General features: G+C 73.0%; 16 protein-coding genes. 8 read left to right on the forward strand and 8 right to left on the reverse strand.

Annotation, left to right across the window (positions count from 1 at the left end; translation table 11 throughout):
- Nucleotides 1-46 precede the first annotated feature (46 nt).
- Both macS and ACLJOK_RS30455 read left to right on the forward strand, forming a co-directional pair.
- Nucleotides 47-1180, forward strand: coding sequence for a MacS family sensor histidine kinase (macS, locus tag ACLJOK_RS30450; protein WP_410821951.1), 1134 nt, complete (start codon nt 47-49; stop codon nt 1178-1180).
- A 14-nt stretch (nt 1181-1194) separates the two neighbouring features.
- The gene (locus tag ACLJOK_RS30455; protein ID WP_196924633.1) at nt 1195-1848 is read left to right on the forward strand and encodes a response regulator; all 654 of its coding nucleotides are present in this window, start codon (nt 1195-1197) and stop codon (nt 1846-1848) included.
- A 7-nt stretch (nt 1849-1855) separates the two neighbouring features.
- Here the strand turns inward: ACLJOK_RS30455 and ACLJOK_RS30460 are convergent, their stop codons facing one another.
- The 3 genes from ACLJOK_RS30460 to ACLJOK_RS30470 form a co-directional block, all read right to left on the reverse strand.
- Nucleotides 1856-2428: a DUF5709 domain-containing protein gene (locus tag ACLJOK_RS30460; RefSeq protein WP_238677830.1), complete on the reverse strand. Its 573-nt coding sequence runs from the start codon at nt 2426-2428 to the stop codon at nt 1856-1858.
- An 88-nt stretch (nt 2429-2516) separates the two neighbouring features.
- A complete protein-coding gene (locus tag ACLJOK_RS30465; protein WP_410821952.1) occupies nt 2517-3308 on the reverse strand; it encodes an ATP-binding protein in 792 nt (263 codons plus the stop codon).
- Nucleotides 3308-4306, reverse strand: a complete 999-nt coding sequence (locus ACLJOK_RS30470; protein WP_410821953.1) for an SDR family oxidoreductase — start codon at nt 4304-4306, stop codon at nt 3308-3310. The genes ACLJOK_RS30465 and ACLJOK_RS30470 overlap by 1 nt, the downstream gene beginning before the upstream one ends.
- A gap of 224 nt (nt 4307-4530) precedes the next feature.
- Between ACLJOK_RS30470 and ACLJOK_RS30475 the strand changes: the two genes are divergently transcribed.
- Nucleotides 4531-5730, forward strand: a complete 1200-nt coding sequence (locus ACLJOK_RS30475; RefSeq protein WP_410821954.1) for a glycosyltransferase — start codon at nt 4531-4533, stop codon at nt 5728-5730.
- Between the two features lie 45 nt (nt 5731-5775).
- On the opposite strand, the gene ACLJOK_RS30480 is transcribed toward ACLJOK_RS30475, so the two are convergent.
- The 4 genes from ACLJOK_RS30480 to aroA form a co-directional block, all read right to left on the reverse strand.
- On the reverse strand, nt 5776-6663 hold the full coding sequence (locus ACLJOK_RS30480) for a hypothetical protein (protein WP_410821955.1): 888 nt from the start codon (nt 6661-6663) through the stop codon (nt 5776-5778).
- Nucleotides 6664-6689: 26 nt separating this feature from the next.
- Entirely contained in the window at nt 6690-7508 is an 819-nt protein-coding gene (gene hisN, locus ACLJOK_RS30485) for a histidinol-phosphatase (protein ID WP_410821956.1), read from the reverse strand.
- A 28-nt stretch (nt 7509-7536) separates the two neighbouring features.
- On the reverse strand, nt 7537-8445 hold the full coding sequence (rsgA, locus tag ACLJOK_RS30490) for a ribosome small subunit-dependent GTPase A (protein ID WP_372471421.1): 909 nt from the start codon (nt 8443-8445) through the stop codon (nt 7537-7539).
- A gap of 223 nt (nt 8446-8668) precedes the next feature.
- Nucleotides 8669-9970 carry a 3-phosphoshikimate 1-carboxyvinyltransferase gene (gene aroA / locus ACLJOK_RS30495; protein ID WP_410821957.1) on the reverse strand — a complete coding sequence of 434 codons (1302 nt, stop codon included), beginning with the start codon at nt 9968-9970 and terminating at the stop codon, nt 8669-8671.
- A 103-nt stretch (nt 9971-10073) separates the two neighbouring features.
- Here aroA and ACLJOK_RS30500 point away from each other — a divergent pair, with 103 nt between their 5' ends.
- The 5 genes from ACLJOK_RS30500 (at nt 10074) to rsrA (ending at nt 13391) form a co-directional block, all read left to right on the forward strand.
- Nucleotides 10074-10784 carry an SOS response-associated peptidase gene (locus ACLJOK_RS30500; RefSeq protein WP_410821958.1) on the forward strand — a complete coding sequence of 237 codons (711 nt, stop codon included), beginning with the start codon at nt 10074-10076 and terminating at the stop codon, nt 10782-10784.
- Nucleotides 10785-10979: 195 nt separating this feature from the next.
- The gene (locus tag ACLJOK_RS30505; RefSeq protein ID WP_410821959.1) at nt 10980-11372 is read left to right on the forward strand and encodes a WhiB family transcriptional regulator; all 393 of its coding nucleotides are present in this window, start codon (nt 10980-10982) and stop codon (nt 11370-11372) included.
- Between the two features lie 51 nt (nt 11373-11423).
- On the forward strand, nt 11424-12041 hold the full coding sequence (locus ACLJOK_RS30510; protein WP_410821960.1) for an alpha/beta family hydrolase: 618 nt from the start codon (nt 11424-11426) through the stop codon (nt 12039-12041).
- A 236-nt stretch (nt 12042-12277) separates the two neighbouring features.
- Complete coding sequence (locus tag ACLJOK_RS30515; protein WP_410821961.1) at nt 12278-13102, forward strand: sigma-70 family RNA polymerase sigma factor; 825 nt, start codon at nt 12278-12280, stop codon at nt 13100-13102.
- A gap of 1 nt (nt 13103) precedes the next feature.
- Nucleotides 13104-13391 carry a mycothiol system anti-sigma-R factor gene (gene rsrA / locus ACLJOK_RS30520; protein ID WP_030490399.1) on the forward strand — a complete coding sequence of 96 codons (288 nt, stop codon included), beginning with the start codon at nt 13104-13106 and terminating at the stop codon, nt 13389-13391.
- 133 nt (nt 13392-13524) lie between these two features.
- On the opposite strand, the gene ACLJOK_RS30525 is transcribed toward rsrA, so the two are convergent.
- Nucleotides 13525-13740, reverse strand: a complete 216-nt coding sequence (locus ACLJOK_RS30525; RefSeq protein WP_410821962.1) for a 50S ribosomal protein bL37 — start codon at nt 13738-13740, stop codon at nt 13525-13527.
- Between the last annotated feature and the right edge of the window lie 8 nt (nt 13741-13748).

Here is a 13748-nt window from a genome sequence, read left to right on the forward strand (position 1 = left end):
CTCGCTGCTCGCCGTGCGCCGGCCCGGTTATGGCATCCTGACCGCCATGCCGTCGCCGCCGGGTGGGTTCGAGGTGCCACTGTGGCGTGCGCTCACAGTGTTCAGGCTGGCCTCCCTGGCGTACGTCTGCGCGCTCGCGGTGCGCGACGCCGACCGGTACGCCCACCCGTACGCCGTCGGCGCCCTGATCCTGCTGATGATCGCCTGGACCGGCGCGACAGCGATCGGGTACGCCCGACCGGCCTGGCGGCGCTGGCCGCTGCTGCTGGCCGACCTCGGAGTGGTCATGGCCATCGTGCTGGCCACCCCGTGGGTGGTCGGCCGGACGGCGCTCACCCACGGCGTACCCACCCTGGGGGTGGCCTGGATGGCCGGCCCGGTGCTGGCCTGGGCCGTCTCCGGCGGCCGGCGGCGGGGCACTGTCGCCGCGCTGCTGGTCGCCGGCGCGGACCTGGCCACTCGGGAGCGGATCGGCCAGTCCTCGTTCACCGGGGTGATCCTGATGCTGCTCGCCGGGGTGGTGGTCGGGCACATGGCCCGGCTGGCGGCGAGCGCCGAGGAGCGGTTGCAGCGCGCTGTGGAGCTGGAGGCCGCCACCCGGGAGCGGGAGCGGCTGGCCCGGGACATTCACGACTCCGTGCTCCAGGTGCTGGCGCTGGTGCAGCGACGCGGCGCCGACCTGCCCGGCGAGGCCGGCGAGCTGGCCCGGCTGGCCGGCGAGCAGGAGGTTGCCCTGCGGGCGCTGATCGCCGGCGCCGGCCCGGCCGCCGCGAGCCTCCCGGACGGCGGCGAGGCGGTGGACCTGCGGACCCTGCTCGGCCGGTACGCCTCGGCGGCGGTGGCGCTCTCCGCCCCGGCCACCCCGGTGCCACTGCCCCGACGGGTGGCCGGAGAGTTGGCCGCCGCGACCGGCGCGGCGCTGGACAACGTGGGGCGGCACGCCGGTGGGCGGGCCTGGGTGCTGATCGAGGACGAGGGGGCGACGGTGACCGTGTCGATCCGCGACGAGGGGCCGGGCATCCCGGACGGTCGGTTGGACGAGGCCGCCGCCCAGGGTCGGCTCGGCGTGACCCAGTCGATCCGGGGCCGGGTGGCCGACGTGGGCGGGACGGTGCGGATCATGTCCGCCCCCGAGGCGGGCACCGAGATCGAGCTGAGCGTTCCGAGGTCAGCACGGTGAACCCGATCCGGGTGATGGTGGTGGACGACCATCCGATGTGGCGGGAGGGCGTGGCCCGCGACCTGACCGAGGCCGGTTTCCTGGTGGTGGCGACCAGCGGCGAGGGGCGACAGGCCATCCGGGTGGCCGCCGCCGCCCGGCCCGATGTCGTCGTCCTCGACCTGCAACTACCCGACATCTCCGGCGTCGAGGTGATCCTGGGGTTGCGCGCGGCGCTGCCCGCCGTACGGGTGCTGATGCTCAGCGCCAGCGGCGAACAGCAGAGCGTGCTGGACGCGGTCAAGGCCGGGGCCACCGGCTACCTGGTGAAGTCCACAGCGCCCGCCGAGTTCCTGGAGGCGGTGCACCGCACCGCGGCCGGCGACGCGGTCTTCACCCCCGGCCTGGCCGGGCTGGTGCTCGGCGAGTACCGCCGGCTGGCCGCCGGACCGGGGCGGGGGACCGGACCGGCCGGCGCTGCCGAACCCGCGACGCCCCAGCTCACCGAACGGGAGACGGAGGTGCTGCGGCTGGTGGCGAAGGGGATGTCGTACAAGCAGATCGCCCAGCGGCTCGGCCTGTCGCACCGCACTGTGCAGAACCACGTGCAGAACACCCTGGGCAAGCTGCAACTGCACAACCGGGTCGAGCTGACCCGGTACGCCATCGAACGCGGCCTGGACGACTGAGCGGGCGTCAGACCGAGCGCGGCGGCTCCGTCTCGTGGATGGCCAGCTCCTCGGCGCTCGCTCCGCCCCCGGCCGATCCGGCGTCGTACGCCACCGAGTCGGTCTCCTGGTCGGTGTGCGACCCCTCGTCCGGTTCCACCAGCCGGCCCACTGTGGCGTCGGCCACCGTGCCGAGCTGACCGTGGTCATAGAGGGAAACCGGCGAGTTCGGGTCCGAGGTCGGCCCGGGATCCATCACGTCGGCGTCCAGTTGAGCCTCCGCCGCGGCTTCCAGGTTGTCCGCCTCGAAGGCGATCTTCGGGTCGATGGTGCCGGCCAGCGGGTCGTCCGCCGGGCGCTCGTAGACCTCGCGGTCGAGCTTGTAGTCCAACGACTCACCGTCGAGCTGCTCCTCGGCGGTCGTTCCGAACCGGTCCACCGCCACCGGCGTCCGATCGCCAGGCAGTTGGGCCGGGTCCGGGCCGTCCGCCTCGCGCCCGGTGAGGACGTCGTCGTTGGCGGTCGAGTCGTCATCGGCGGTGTCGGGCAACCCTTGCGCCTCGGTGTCGGACAGGGGGGTCGGGTACTCGTTGTCGCGCATGTCTGATCACTACCCGCTGCCCTGCCGCCATAACCGGGCGGCCTCCGGCGATACGTCGCCGAACCGGGCGCCGATGGCGAAAGCCCCGTCAGGCGGCCTCGTCGTCGGGGTGCAGCACACACCAGACGACCTTGCCGTCCGGTACGGCACTGCTGCCCCAGCGGCGGGTCACCGTGTCGATCAGCAGCAGCCCCCGCCCGCCGGCCCGGGTCGGCGGCGATATCCCGGCGAACGTCGGCTGACGCGGGGAGTGGTCGCGAACCGCCAGGTGCAGGGTGGTCTCCTGGGGCGCCAGCCGAACCGTCATCGGGGTCCGGGCGTGCGCCACCACGTTGTTGACCATCTCGGTGATCGCGATGCACGCCGGGTCGGTGAGCGTCGGCATGCCCCAGCGCTCGCAACCGGTGGTGACCAACTCGCGCGCCTGCCGGGCGGCTCCCACCACCGGGGCCAGTTCGGCGGTGAGCACCGCCGCCAGTGATGTCGCCGCGACAGCGGCCAGCGCCCCGTCGAGCGTCGGCCAGGCCGGCACCCCGGCGAGCGCGGCGTCCGGGTGGGCGGGCCCGTCGACCGCCGGGTCACACAGCAGCAGGTCCGCGGCGGGCCAGTCGGCGACCTCTCGGCGCACGTCGGCGAAGACACCCCGGCCGGCCGGGTCGACGACCCGCAGGCCGGTCACGTCGGCCACCACCGGCCCGGGCCGGGCCAGCAGACGGGCGAGCAGCGCGCCGCGTAACGCCTCGGCGCCGGCGGCATCGAGCACACCCGTCAGCCGGACCACAGCTGACGACTCGTCGATTTCCACGAGACAGCTCGACATGATCGCCCCATTGTGCGCGCCAGTGACGGTCAGCGCATTCGGGCGCTCGACATCGGCCATCAGTGGTCCGACCGGGAGCGGCGGTTGATGGCCGCCAGGGTGCCGACAGCGGTGCCGGCGGCGGCCAGACCGAACGCGGCGGTCATCCGCACCAACTGTCGCCGCCGACCGTGCCAGCCGCCGTCCTGGCGCGCCTGAGCATCGGCGTGGAACACGTTGCCGCTGCTGTCCACCCGGGCGCCCGGGCCGAACTGGGTGCGGTGGGCGTACCAGCCGAGGGTGCGCTCCACCAGCGCGGGCGCCAGCCGCCACTGGAGGCCGATCAGCCGGGCCGCGCCACCGGCGTACGCCTCGCGGCGGGGTCGGCGCAGCAGCCGGACGATGGTCTCGGCGACCACCTCCGGCGGGTAGACCGGAGGCGGCGGCACCAGCTCCCGGCCGCTGTGGTTGCCGCTGTGCCGGAAGAACGGGGTGTCGATCGTGGCCGGCAGCACCGTGCAGACGGAGATGTGACCGCGACCGGTCACCCGCAGCTCCTGTCGGACGGTGTCGGCCAGCCCGCGGATGCCGTGCTTGGTGGCGTTGTACGCCGACTGGTACGGCATGGCCACCTCGGCCAGCACCGAGGCGTTGTTGACCAGCACACCGCCACCGGCGGCGCCCAGGTAGGGCAGGGCCGCCTTGATGCCGTGCACCGCCCCGAGCAGGTTGACCTCCAGCACCCTGCGGAACTCGGCGACCGGGATCTCGTCGAACAGCCCCACGGCGCTCACCGCGGCGTTGTTCACCCAGGCGTCGATCCGGCCGAACTCGGCCGCCGCCTGCTCGGCCAGCCGCCGCACCGACTCCAAATCGGTGACGTCGGTCGGCACGGCCAGCGCTTGGCCGCCCAACTCCCGGCAGCGCTGCGCGACCTGTAGCAGGGCGGGCTCGCTGCGGGCGGCCAGCACGACGGCGGCACCCCGGCGGGCAAGTGCGTAGGCGGTGGCCGTGCCGATCCCGCTGGACGCGCCGGTAATCACCACGGTCGAATCGTCGAGACTGCGGGTCAGCGGCATTCCTGAGCGGTACCCCCGGTCGGGCCTGGTCACACCGACGGCGGCTTGTCGATCATCGTCGAACCGTGCTGTCGCGTGTCGCGTGTGCTTGCCGTGGCGCAAGTGTCGGTGGCACTCGCGCGGACTCTTCCCGATCTGCCAGGTTTCGGCTCAGCGTCGCGGGGTTAATGGGACGCTCGAACCGGGAGGACCACCGCCGAGGAAAGATCGCAGGGAGGTGACCCATGCGCGTCGGCCTCGTCTGCGCGCACGCCAGTTCCTACCGCCACGCCGACGGCCCGCCGGTCGGCACTCGACAGCACACCGCGCGGGTCGCCGCCGAGCTGGCCGAGCGAGGCCATGACGTCCGGCTCTACGTGCGCCGCGACGACCAGACGCTGCCGGCGACGACGACAGTCGACGGCTATCAGGTGCACCAGGTGCCCGTCGGCCCGCCCAACCCTCTGCCCACCGCCGAGCTGATCCCGTACGTGACGGAGGTCGGTCGCTGGCTGGCCGACGACTGGTCGGGTGCCTGGCGGCCCGAGGTGGTGCACGGGCACTACTGGGTCGGTGGCCTGGCCGCCGCGCACGCCGTTCGGGAGACCGACATTCCGGTGGTGCAGACGTTCCACTCGCTCGGCATCGAGCAGCTGCGTCACCTGGGCGGCCACTACGACGGGCCGGGCCAGCGGATCACGCTGGAGCGCGCGTTGACCCGGGCTGTCGACATCGCGGTGGCCCAGTCCAACGACGAGGTCGACGAGCTGACCCGGATGGGTCTGCAACGCAGCTCTGTCGCGTTGGTGCCGGCCGGCGTCGACATCGACCTCTTCCATCCCGACGGTGAGGCCGCACCGCGCGAGCAGCGTTCCCGGATCCTCTCGGTGGGCTCGCTGGCGGCCGGGCACGGCCAGGAGGACCTGATCCGGGCGATGCGGCTGGTCGGTGACGCCGAGTTGGTGATCGCCGGTGGGCCGCCGGCCGACCAGTTGGCCAACCACGCGGAGGCGCGACGGCTGCGCGAGCTTGCCGAACAGCTCGGCGTCGTCGACCAGGTACGGCTCGTCGGGGCGGTGCCGCACGACCAGCTGGCCACCTGGTACCGGTCGGCGGACGTGGTCGCCTGCACGCCGCACTACTCCTCGGCCGGGCGGGTCTCGCTGGAGGCGATGGCCTGCGGGGTGCCGGTGATCGGCTACGCGATGGGCGGCCTGGCGGACGCCGTCGTCGACGAGGTCACCGGCCGCCTGGTGCCCCCCGGCGACGTCCGCGCACTCGGAGTGTCGATGCGCCGGCTGCTCGCCGACAACGCCGGCCGGTTCGCGTACGGGCACGCCGCTGTGGACCGGGTGCGCAGCAGCTACACCTGGGAGCGGACCGCCGGTGCGTTGGAGCGTCTCTACGAACGGGTGGTGAGTCGCCGCAAGCCGGTCGAGGCCTGAGCTGGCGGTGCTGTGGCAGCTCTGCCGTGGTGCGGTGCCGGATGGTCAGCCCGGCCGACCGGCACCGACCATGGCACGGTCCCGACGGCGCGCCACCGAGCGGTGCTGCTGCGGTTCGGCGTACCGGGTCAGGCCGATTACCGCGGCCAGGGTGACCAGGAAGCCGGCCGCGGCCAGCCACTCCCGCCCCGGCCAGATCTTGTCGTTGAGCAGCAGCAGGCCGACGATCGCGGCCGGCACCGCACCGGCCGCGTCCATCGCGGCGACAGCGGCAGTCGTCGAGCCGCGCTGCATCGCCAGACCGAGCAGCAGCTGACCGACGATCGAGTGGACGATCAGCAGATAGAACAGCGGGTCGGCGAGGAACGCCTCAGCGGACGGCGCGGATGCCAGTGGCCGGGCGGCGACCGCGGCCGAGCTGAACGCCAGCCCGGCGAGTGCGCCGAGGGCCACCGAGCCCGGTGCCCCGTGCAGCCGGACGGCGAAGACACCGAGCACCGCGATCACGCCCAGCGCCACCAGCAGGGCGATCGAACCGGCGGTGCCGAGCTGCTTCGACGGCGCCGGCCGGGCGGAGAGCACCAGCGCGGTGATCCCCGCGAAGAGCAGCGCCAGCAGCACCACCTCCGCCGCCGGCAGCCGCCACTTGAGCACCAGCACCCCGAGGATGGCGGTCACCCCGAGCCCGGCGGCCACGCTGGCCTGCACGAGGAACAGCGGCAGGTCCCGTCGGGCCAGGAAGGCGAGCACGAAGCCGCCGATCTGACAGCCGAGACCGATCAGGTACGTCCGGTGCCCGGCGAGGCGCAGCAGCAGGCCCGGATCGAAGGTGTGGTGGACAGTGGTGCGGGCTGCCGCCACCGACTGGAGCAGGTTGGCGAAGCCGTACGCGACGATCATCGCCGCGAGAAAGCACCAACCGGAGGAGACCACCTGGCGAGGATAGAGGTTGCCGGGGGTCAGCGCTCGGCTGGTCGATTGAGGCGGGCGAGGATGTCGGCGTGCAGCACACCGTTGGTGGCCACCACGCTGCTGTCGGTGCCCGGAACACCGGCGGGGGCCGGTTGTCCGGTCAGATCTGTGACCGTGCCACCCGCCTCCGTGACGATCGGCACCAGCGCCGCCACGTCCCACAGTGACAACTCCGGCTCGGCCATCACGTCCAGTGCGCCCTCGGCCAACAACATGTAGCCGTAGAAGTCGCCGTACGCCCGGTTACGCCAGGTGTCCCGCATCAGGTCGAGCACCGCGTCGAGCCGCCCGGCGTCCTCCCACCCGTTCAGTGACGAGTAGCAGAAGCTGGCGTCCGCGACACCACGCACCGCGGACACGCCGATCCGTTCGCCGGCGTCGGGGCCCGGCCCCGCGAACGCGCCCGCGCCCGCGCTGGCCCACCAGCGTCGTCCGAGCGCTGGTGCGGACACCACGCCGACCGCCGGCCGGTCGCCGTCGTAGAGCGCGATCAGGGTGGCCCAGATCGGTACGCCACGGACGAAGTTCTTGGTGCCGTCGATCGGGTCGATGATCCACCGGCGGCCGTTCGGGTCGGCGGACGGCTGCGCGCCGTACTCCTCACCGAGCAGGCCGTCGGCCGGTCGGCGCTCGGCCAGCAGTGCGCGGATCTCCCGCTCCACAGCGGTGTCCGCGTCGGAGACCGGGGTCAGGTCGGGCTTCGCCTCGACCCGCAGGTCGAGCGCGCGGAACCGGGCCGTGGCAATGGCATCGGCCCGGTCGGCGAGCAGGTGGGCGAGGGCGAGGTCGTCGGCGTACCCGGTCATGCCGGCAACCTAGCCCACGCCCGTCGGGTCACTCGTCGGGCCCGCGCCGGTCACCCTCGCCGGGGCCGCGCTGGTCGCTGTCGCCGCGCGAGTCGCCCTCGCCGGCCCGGGAGGCGAGCAACCGACGGTACGAGGCCAGCCGGCGCGGGTCGGCCTTACCGGCGGCCACCCAGGCGTCCAGCCCACAGTCGGCCTCGTCGGCCGTGTGGGGGCAGTTCGGTGGGCAGTCGACGGTGCCCTCCACCAGGTCCGGAAAGCCGTGCAGCAGGCTGTCGGCCGAGACGTGCGCCAACCCGAAGCTGCGGATCCCGGGGGTGTCGATGATCCAGCCCGGGTCGGTGTCGATCCCGGGCGCCGGTGGCAACCGCAGCGCCACAGCGCTGGTCGAGGTGTGCCGGCCCCGGCCGATCGCGCTGACCACGCCGACCGCACGCAGCGCGTCCGGAACGAGGCGGTTGACCAGCGTCGACTTGCCCACGCCGGAGTGCCCGACCAGCACCGACACCTTGCCGCTGAGCAGCGCACGGAGCGCGTCGAGGTCGGAGTCAGGGCGGTTGAGCACGTACGGCAGCTCCAGCTCGGTGTAGTAGCCGAGCACCTCCTCCGGCCCGGCCAGGTCGGCCTTCGTGAGGCAGAGCAGCGGCTCGACGTCCGCGTCGTACGCGGCCACCAGGCAGCGGTCGATGAACCCGGTGCGCGGCGGTGGGTCGGCCAACGCGCTGACGATCACCAACTGGTCCGCGTTGGCCACCACTACCCGTTCCAGCCGACCCTCGGCGGTGGTCTCGTCGTCGTCGGCGGTGCGGCGCAGCACCGAACGGCGCTCGGCGATCCGGACGATGCGGGCGAGCGCGCCCTCCGCGCCGGACGTGTCGCCGACCAGGCTGACCCGGTCACCGACCACCACCGACTTGCGGCCCAGCTCGCGGGCCCGCATGGCCGTCACCGTGGGCAGCTCCGCGCCGACCACGCCGCGCTCGGCCCCGGCCAGCACACACTGGTAGCGCCCCCGGTCGACGGCGATGACGAACCCGTCGACCGCGTCGGCGTGCTGTGGGCGGGTGCGCGTACGCGGGCGCGACGACTTTCCGGGCCGGACCCGTACGTCGTCCTCGTCGTACTCCCGCCGTTTGGTCGCCAGGACCTGTCCTCTTCTCGCGTCAGCTCTTGCCGGTCACCATCGCTGACCATAGTGCCGGGAACTCGGGCATGGTCTTGGAGGTACACCCCACGTCGTCCACCTCGATGCCCGGAACGGCGAGCCCGGCCACCGCGGCGGCGTGCGCCATCCGGTGGTCGTGGTACGTGCGGAAGACCCCGCCACGCAGCGGCCGGGGCCGGATCTCCAACCCGTCCGGTGTCTCGGTGATGTCCGCTCCGAGCCCGCCGAACTCGCGCGCGAGCGCGGCGAGCCGGTCGGTCTCGTGGCCACGGATGTGCCCGACGCCGGTGAAGACCGACGGCGAGTCGGCCAGCATGGCCAGCGCGGTCAGCACGAGGGTCAACTCGCCGACGTCGGAGAGGTCGGCGGTCAGACCGTGCACCACGCCGGTGCCACGGACGGTGAGCCCGTTGGTGGAGAGGGTGACCTCGCCGCCCATCCGCTGTAGCAGCGAGCGGAGTTTCTCGACCGGCTGCGCGCTGCTGTGCGGCCAACCCTGCAAGGTGACCTCGCCGCCGGTGACCAGGGCGGCGGCGAAGAACGGCACAGCGCCGGAGAGGTCCGGTTCGATGTCCCAGCCGCGCCCGGTGAGCGGGCCGGGCTCGACGGCCCAGACGTCGGGGGTGCCGTCGTCGACCGCCGCGCCGGCGGCCCGCAGCATCTGCACAGTCATCCGAAGGTGCGGCGCGGAGGGCACCGGCGGGCCGACGTGGCGGACCACGACGCCCCGGTCGAAGCGCGGGGCGGCCAGCAACAGCCCGGAGACGAGTTGGCTGGAGGCGGACGCGTCGATCACGACCTGACCGCCGGTGACCCGGCCGGTGCCGAGCACTGTCAGCGGCAGGCTGCCGGTGCCGGTGACGTCGATCCGAACGCCCAGCGAGCGCAGCGCGCCGACCAGCGGGCCGAGTGGCCGGGTGCGCACGTACGGGTCACCGTCGAAGGTGACCTGCCCGTCGGCCAGGCCTGCCACCGGTGGCACGAACCGCATGACGGTGCCGGCCAGGCCCACGTCGACGTGGGCGGGACCGACCAGCGGGTGCGGCCGGACCAACCAGCGCTCGTCGTCGCTGATCGACACGTGCGCGCCCATCGCGCGCAGGCCGGCGGCCATCAACTCGGTGTCGCGGGCGCGCAGTGGCCGGGCCAGCGTCGACGGGCCGGCGGCCAGCGCGCTGAGCACCAGGGCCCGGGCGGTCATCGATTTGGAACCGGGCAGGCGCAGCGTCGCCGCCACCGGGTCGGATGCGGTCGGTGCGGTCCACGGCTGCGGCGGCCGGGTCGCTGTCAGGTTCCCCACGGTTACATTCTGCCGTGTCGGCGGGTGGACGGCGGCGCCCGGCGCTCGTACTCCCGGTTGGCGGGACAGCCGACGGGGCCTCCGACGCGTTAGCGTGTGCCCCATGTGCGGCAGGTACGCGACCACTCGGAGCTCCGGCGAGCTGAGCGCGCTGTTCGAGTCGTCCGACGACTCCGACGGCCTGGTCCGAGCGGATCACAACGTCGCGCCGACCGACCCGGTGCCACTGGTCCGGGTCAGCCCGGAGGGGCACCGCAGCCTCTGTGTCGGCCGCTGGGGCCTGCTGCCGCACTGGTCCCGGTCCGCTTCGGGAGCCGCCCGCATGATCAACGCGCGGGCGGAGACGGTGGCCACCAGCAGGGCGTACGCCGGCTCCTTCTCCCGGCGCCGTTGCCTGGTCCCGGCCGACGGCTGGTACGAGTGGGTCCGGCTGCCCGACGGCGGGCGACAGGCGTACTTCATGACCCCCCGGGACGGTTCGGTGCTCGCGCTGGCCGGCATCTGGTCGGTCTGGGAGTCCGATGCCGAGAGCCGGCTCACCTTCAGCGTGCTGACCACCGCGGCGCTCGGCGACCTGACCGAAGTGCACGACCGGATGCCGGTGCTGCTGCCACCCGAGCGTTGGTCGTCGTGGCTCGCGCCGATCGACGAGCCGGGGCGGCTGCTCACGCCGGCGTCGGCGGAGCAGTTGGCGGGGTTGGAGATCCGCCCGGTGGGTGCGGCGGTGGGAGGCGTTCGTAACGACGGGCCGCAGCTGACCGCCCGGGTGGCGGTGGCGCCGACGGTGACACCGCAGGAGTTGACCCTGTTCTAACGCGCTGTGCATCGTCGGCTGCCGATTTGCCAGGGTTCCGCGCGATTCGTCTCCTGACTGTTCAGTCATGTTCCCGGCAGACCCTTGTCCCGGTGTTGTGAAGTGCGATAGAACACAGCGCCGGTAGTGGCTGTCGATCCGCACGGGGCGGACGACGTCCACAGATTTTGCCGGTCCCACGGGGGAGGTGGGTGGATGACACGGGCACGTATGCCGCGCCCGCACGAGGTGGCGGCGGCGCGGCGAGATCCGCGACTGCTGCGGGCCGTGCGAGAACGGCAACAGGACGACGCGTGGCGCACCAGGGGAACCTGCCAGAGCGTCGATCCGGAGACATTCTTTCCGGCACCGAACGAGCCGGCGGACGCCGCCGTCGCGCTGTGTCGCAGTTGTGACGTGCAGGGGTCCTGCCTGGCCTGGGCCCTCGACGTCGGTGACTGCCACGGCGTGTGGGGTGGCACCACGCCGCGGGAACGACGGGCGATGCTGGTCGCCTGGCGCGGCGAGGTCGAACCCGACCCGGACGCCATCGACGACGCCGGCCCGCCGGTGCGCGATCGTCTGCTCGCCCTGGTCCCGCTGAGCTGATCGGCGGCCGGGTTCGCACCCGACGCCCGCCCGGCGGCGCAGAATAGGCCGGTGCCAGCCAGCAACGAGATCGACACCCCGCGCGGTCCGGCGTGGATCGACACCGACCTGCCGGTCCGCCCGGCCACCGCCCTGCTCGTGCTCGGGCACGGCGCGGGCGGCAGCGTCGACGTGCCCGACCTGCTCGCGGTCCGGGACGCGTCGGTGGCGGCCGGCCTGGCGGTGGTCCGCGTGACCCAGCCCTACCGGGTCGCCGGTCGACGTGCGCCCGCGCCGGCAGGTCACCTCGACGAGGCCTGGGCGGCGGTGCTCGCCGAACTGCGTGACCGGCACGCCGACGTGCCGACGGTGGTGGTCGGTGGGCGTTCCAGCGGCGCACGGGTGGCCTGTCGGACGGCCCGTGCGGTGGGCGCTGTGGGCGTGGTCGCGTTGGCCTTTCCACTGCACCCGCCCGGCCGGCCGGAACGCTCGCGCGCCGCCGAACTAGACACCGGTCTGCCGACGTTGGTCGTCAACGGCGACCGGGATCCGTTCGGGACGCCGGAGCCGGGGCCGGCCGTGCAGGTGGTGAGCCGTCCCGGTGAGACGCACGATCTGCGCCGGGATCCGCCCGGCACCGCCGCCGCCGTGCGCGACTGGCTGTCCGCCCAGGGCTGGGCGGCCAACTGACCCGTCGCGGCCGGCTCGCCGGGGCGACCGTTTCCGGCGCGGGCACGGGTCGTTGCATCCGATGGTGCCGCCGGCCCGAACAGGGGCTGGTGACACCAGTCCTCCCAGGCCCTTCCTGGTCCCAGCGCCGGCCGCCGTCGGGGCCGGGACCAGGAACGGGGAGGGCCGGCCGGAATGCCCCAGTGGTCATCTCGCGTTACTACCCCCGGACGACTTTTCTGCGAGGGGGGTGACCGGTGCCAACCGAGACACGAAGCCTGGAACGGGACGAACGGGACGCTCGGCAGCTGAAGCAGCTGTTGGATGGTCCGGAATGGCCCGCGACGGCGGGACCGGGCGGGGTGGGTGCGGTGAGCACAGGCACACCAGCCGGAAGTGAATCTGCGGGCAGGTCCGTGCGCGTATCCTCGGCGGGAAAGCATCCGACGCGAGGGGATGTGCGGTTGACCACCGAGAAGACGGACGAGCGCAGGGCCCGATTCGAGCGGGACGCGATGCCATTCGTCGATCAGCTCTACGCTGCTGGGCTGCGGATGACACGCAACCCGGCGGATGCCGAGGACCTGGTCCAGGAGACGTACCTGAAGGCGTACGCGGCCTTCCACCAGTTCGAGCAGGGCACGAACCTCAAGGCCTGGCTCTACCGGATCCTGACCAACACCTACATCAACTCCTACCGCAAGCGGCAGCGCCAGCCGATCCAGGCGCCCACCGAGGAGATCACCGACTGGCAGCTCGCCGAGGCCGAGTCGCACACCTCCAGCGGGTTGCGCTCGGCCGAGACCGAGGCACTGGACCGGCTGCCGGACAGCGACGTCAAGGAGGCCCTCCAGCAGTTGCCGGAGGAGTTCCGCCTGGCCGTCTACCTCACCGATGTCGAGGGCTTCTCCTACAAGGAGGTCGCGGACATCATGGGCACGCCGATCGGCACCGTGATGTCGCGTCTGCACCGGGGCCGTCGTAATCTGCGCAAGCTGCTCGAGCGTTACGCGGGGGAGCGGGGCTTCAGTGCGGCCCGCTCAGCGAAGGGCTCGACCGCCGCTGCCGGCCGGGAGGTGTGACGTGAGCTGTGGGGAGCCGCACGAGACGGACTGCCGCGAAGTGCTCGCGGAGGTGTATCTCTACCTGGATCTGGAGTGCGCCGACGAGCGCCGCTCGCTGATCCGGCACCACCTGGACGAGTGCGGGCCCTGCCTGCGCGAGTACGGGCTGGAGCAGGAGGTGCGGGCGCTGGTGGCGCGTTGCTGTGGCAACGAGACCGCGCCGGATCAGCTGCGTGAGCGGCTGCGGGTCAAGCTCACCGAGTTGGTGGTCTTCGAGACCAGCGACTCCCGTGAGCTGGCCGACTGAGCGTTTGAGCTGGCCGACCGAGCGTCGGCACCAGCTGGCAAGACCGGTGGCCCGGGTCGATGTCGACCCGGGCCACCGGTGTACCCGGCCTCGGCCGGTTGAGCGGCGACGGGCAGTCGGCCCGTCGACCCGTTCAGGAGTTGGGACGCTTGCCGTGGTTCGCGGCGTTCTTCTTACGAGCCTTCTTCTTCCGGGACTTCTTCGCCATGCTGACCTCCTCGTGATGGGTCGGAACCGTCCTGCGCACGACCTCGGCGCGGATGCGGCCACCGGCGGTCCGGCGTCGGGTCCGACCCGCTGATGGTAGTGCGGTCGACACCCGCCGCCTTCCCCAGGGCGGGCCTGTCATCCCGGCTG

Source organism: Micromonospora sp. 050-3 (assembly GCF_046549335.1).
GTDB classification, from domain to species: domain Bacteria; phylum Actinomycetota; class Actinomycetes; order Mycobacteriales; family Micromonosporaceae; genus Micromonospora; species Micromonospora trifolii.

Bases quoted from the DNA above. Each gene is read 5' to 3' on its own strand.
- ACLJOK_RS30455 (WP_196924633.1), top strand. From the start codon at position 1,195: ATGGTGGTGGACGACCATCCGATGTGGCGGGAGGGCGTGGCCCGCGAC.
- ACLJOK_RS30470 (WP_410821953.1), bottom strand. From the start codon at position 4,306: ATGCCGCTGACCCGCAGTCTCGACGATTCGACCGTGGTGATTACCGGC.
- ACLJOK_RS30505 (WP_410821959.1), top strand. From the start codon at position 10,980: ATGACACGGGCACGTATGCCGCGCCCGCACGAGGTGGCGGCGGCGCGG.
- rsgA (WP_372471421.1), bottom strand. From the start codon at position 8,445: ATGCGGGCCCGCGAGCTGGGCCGCAAGTCGGTGGTGGTCGGTGACCGG.
- ACLJOK_RS30500 (WP_410821958.1), top strand. From the start codon at position 10,074: ATGTGCGGCAGGTACGCGACCACTCGGAGCTCCGGCGAGCTGAGCGCG.
- hisN (WP_410821956.1), bottom strand. From the start codon at position 7,508: ATGACCGGGTACGCCGACGACCTCGCCCTCGCCCACCTGCTCGCCGAC.
- macS (WP_410821951.1), top strand. From the start codon at position 47: ATGCCGTCGCCGCCGGGTGGGTTCGAGGTGCCACTGTGGCGTGCGCTC.
- ACLJOK_RS30465 (WP_410821952.1), bottom strand. From the start codon at position 3,308: ATGGCCGATGTCGAGCGCCCGAATGCGCTGACCGTCACTGGCGCGCAC.
- ACLJOK_RS30460 (WP_238677830.1), bottom strand. From the start codon at position 2,428: ATGCGCGACAACGAGTACCCGACCCCCCTGTCCGACACCGAGGCGCAA.
- ACLJOK_RS30475 (WP_410821954.1), top strand. From the start codon at position 4,531: ATGCGCGTCGGCCTCGTCTGCGCGCACGCCAGTTCCTACCGCCACGCC.
- ACLJOK_RS30525 (WP_410821962.1), bottom strand. From the start codon at position 13,740: ATGACAGGCCCGCCCTGGGGAAGGCGGCGGGTGTCGACCGCACTACCA.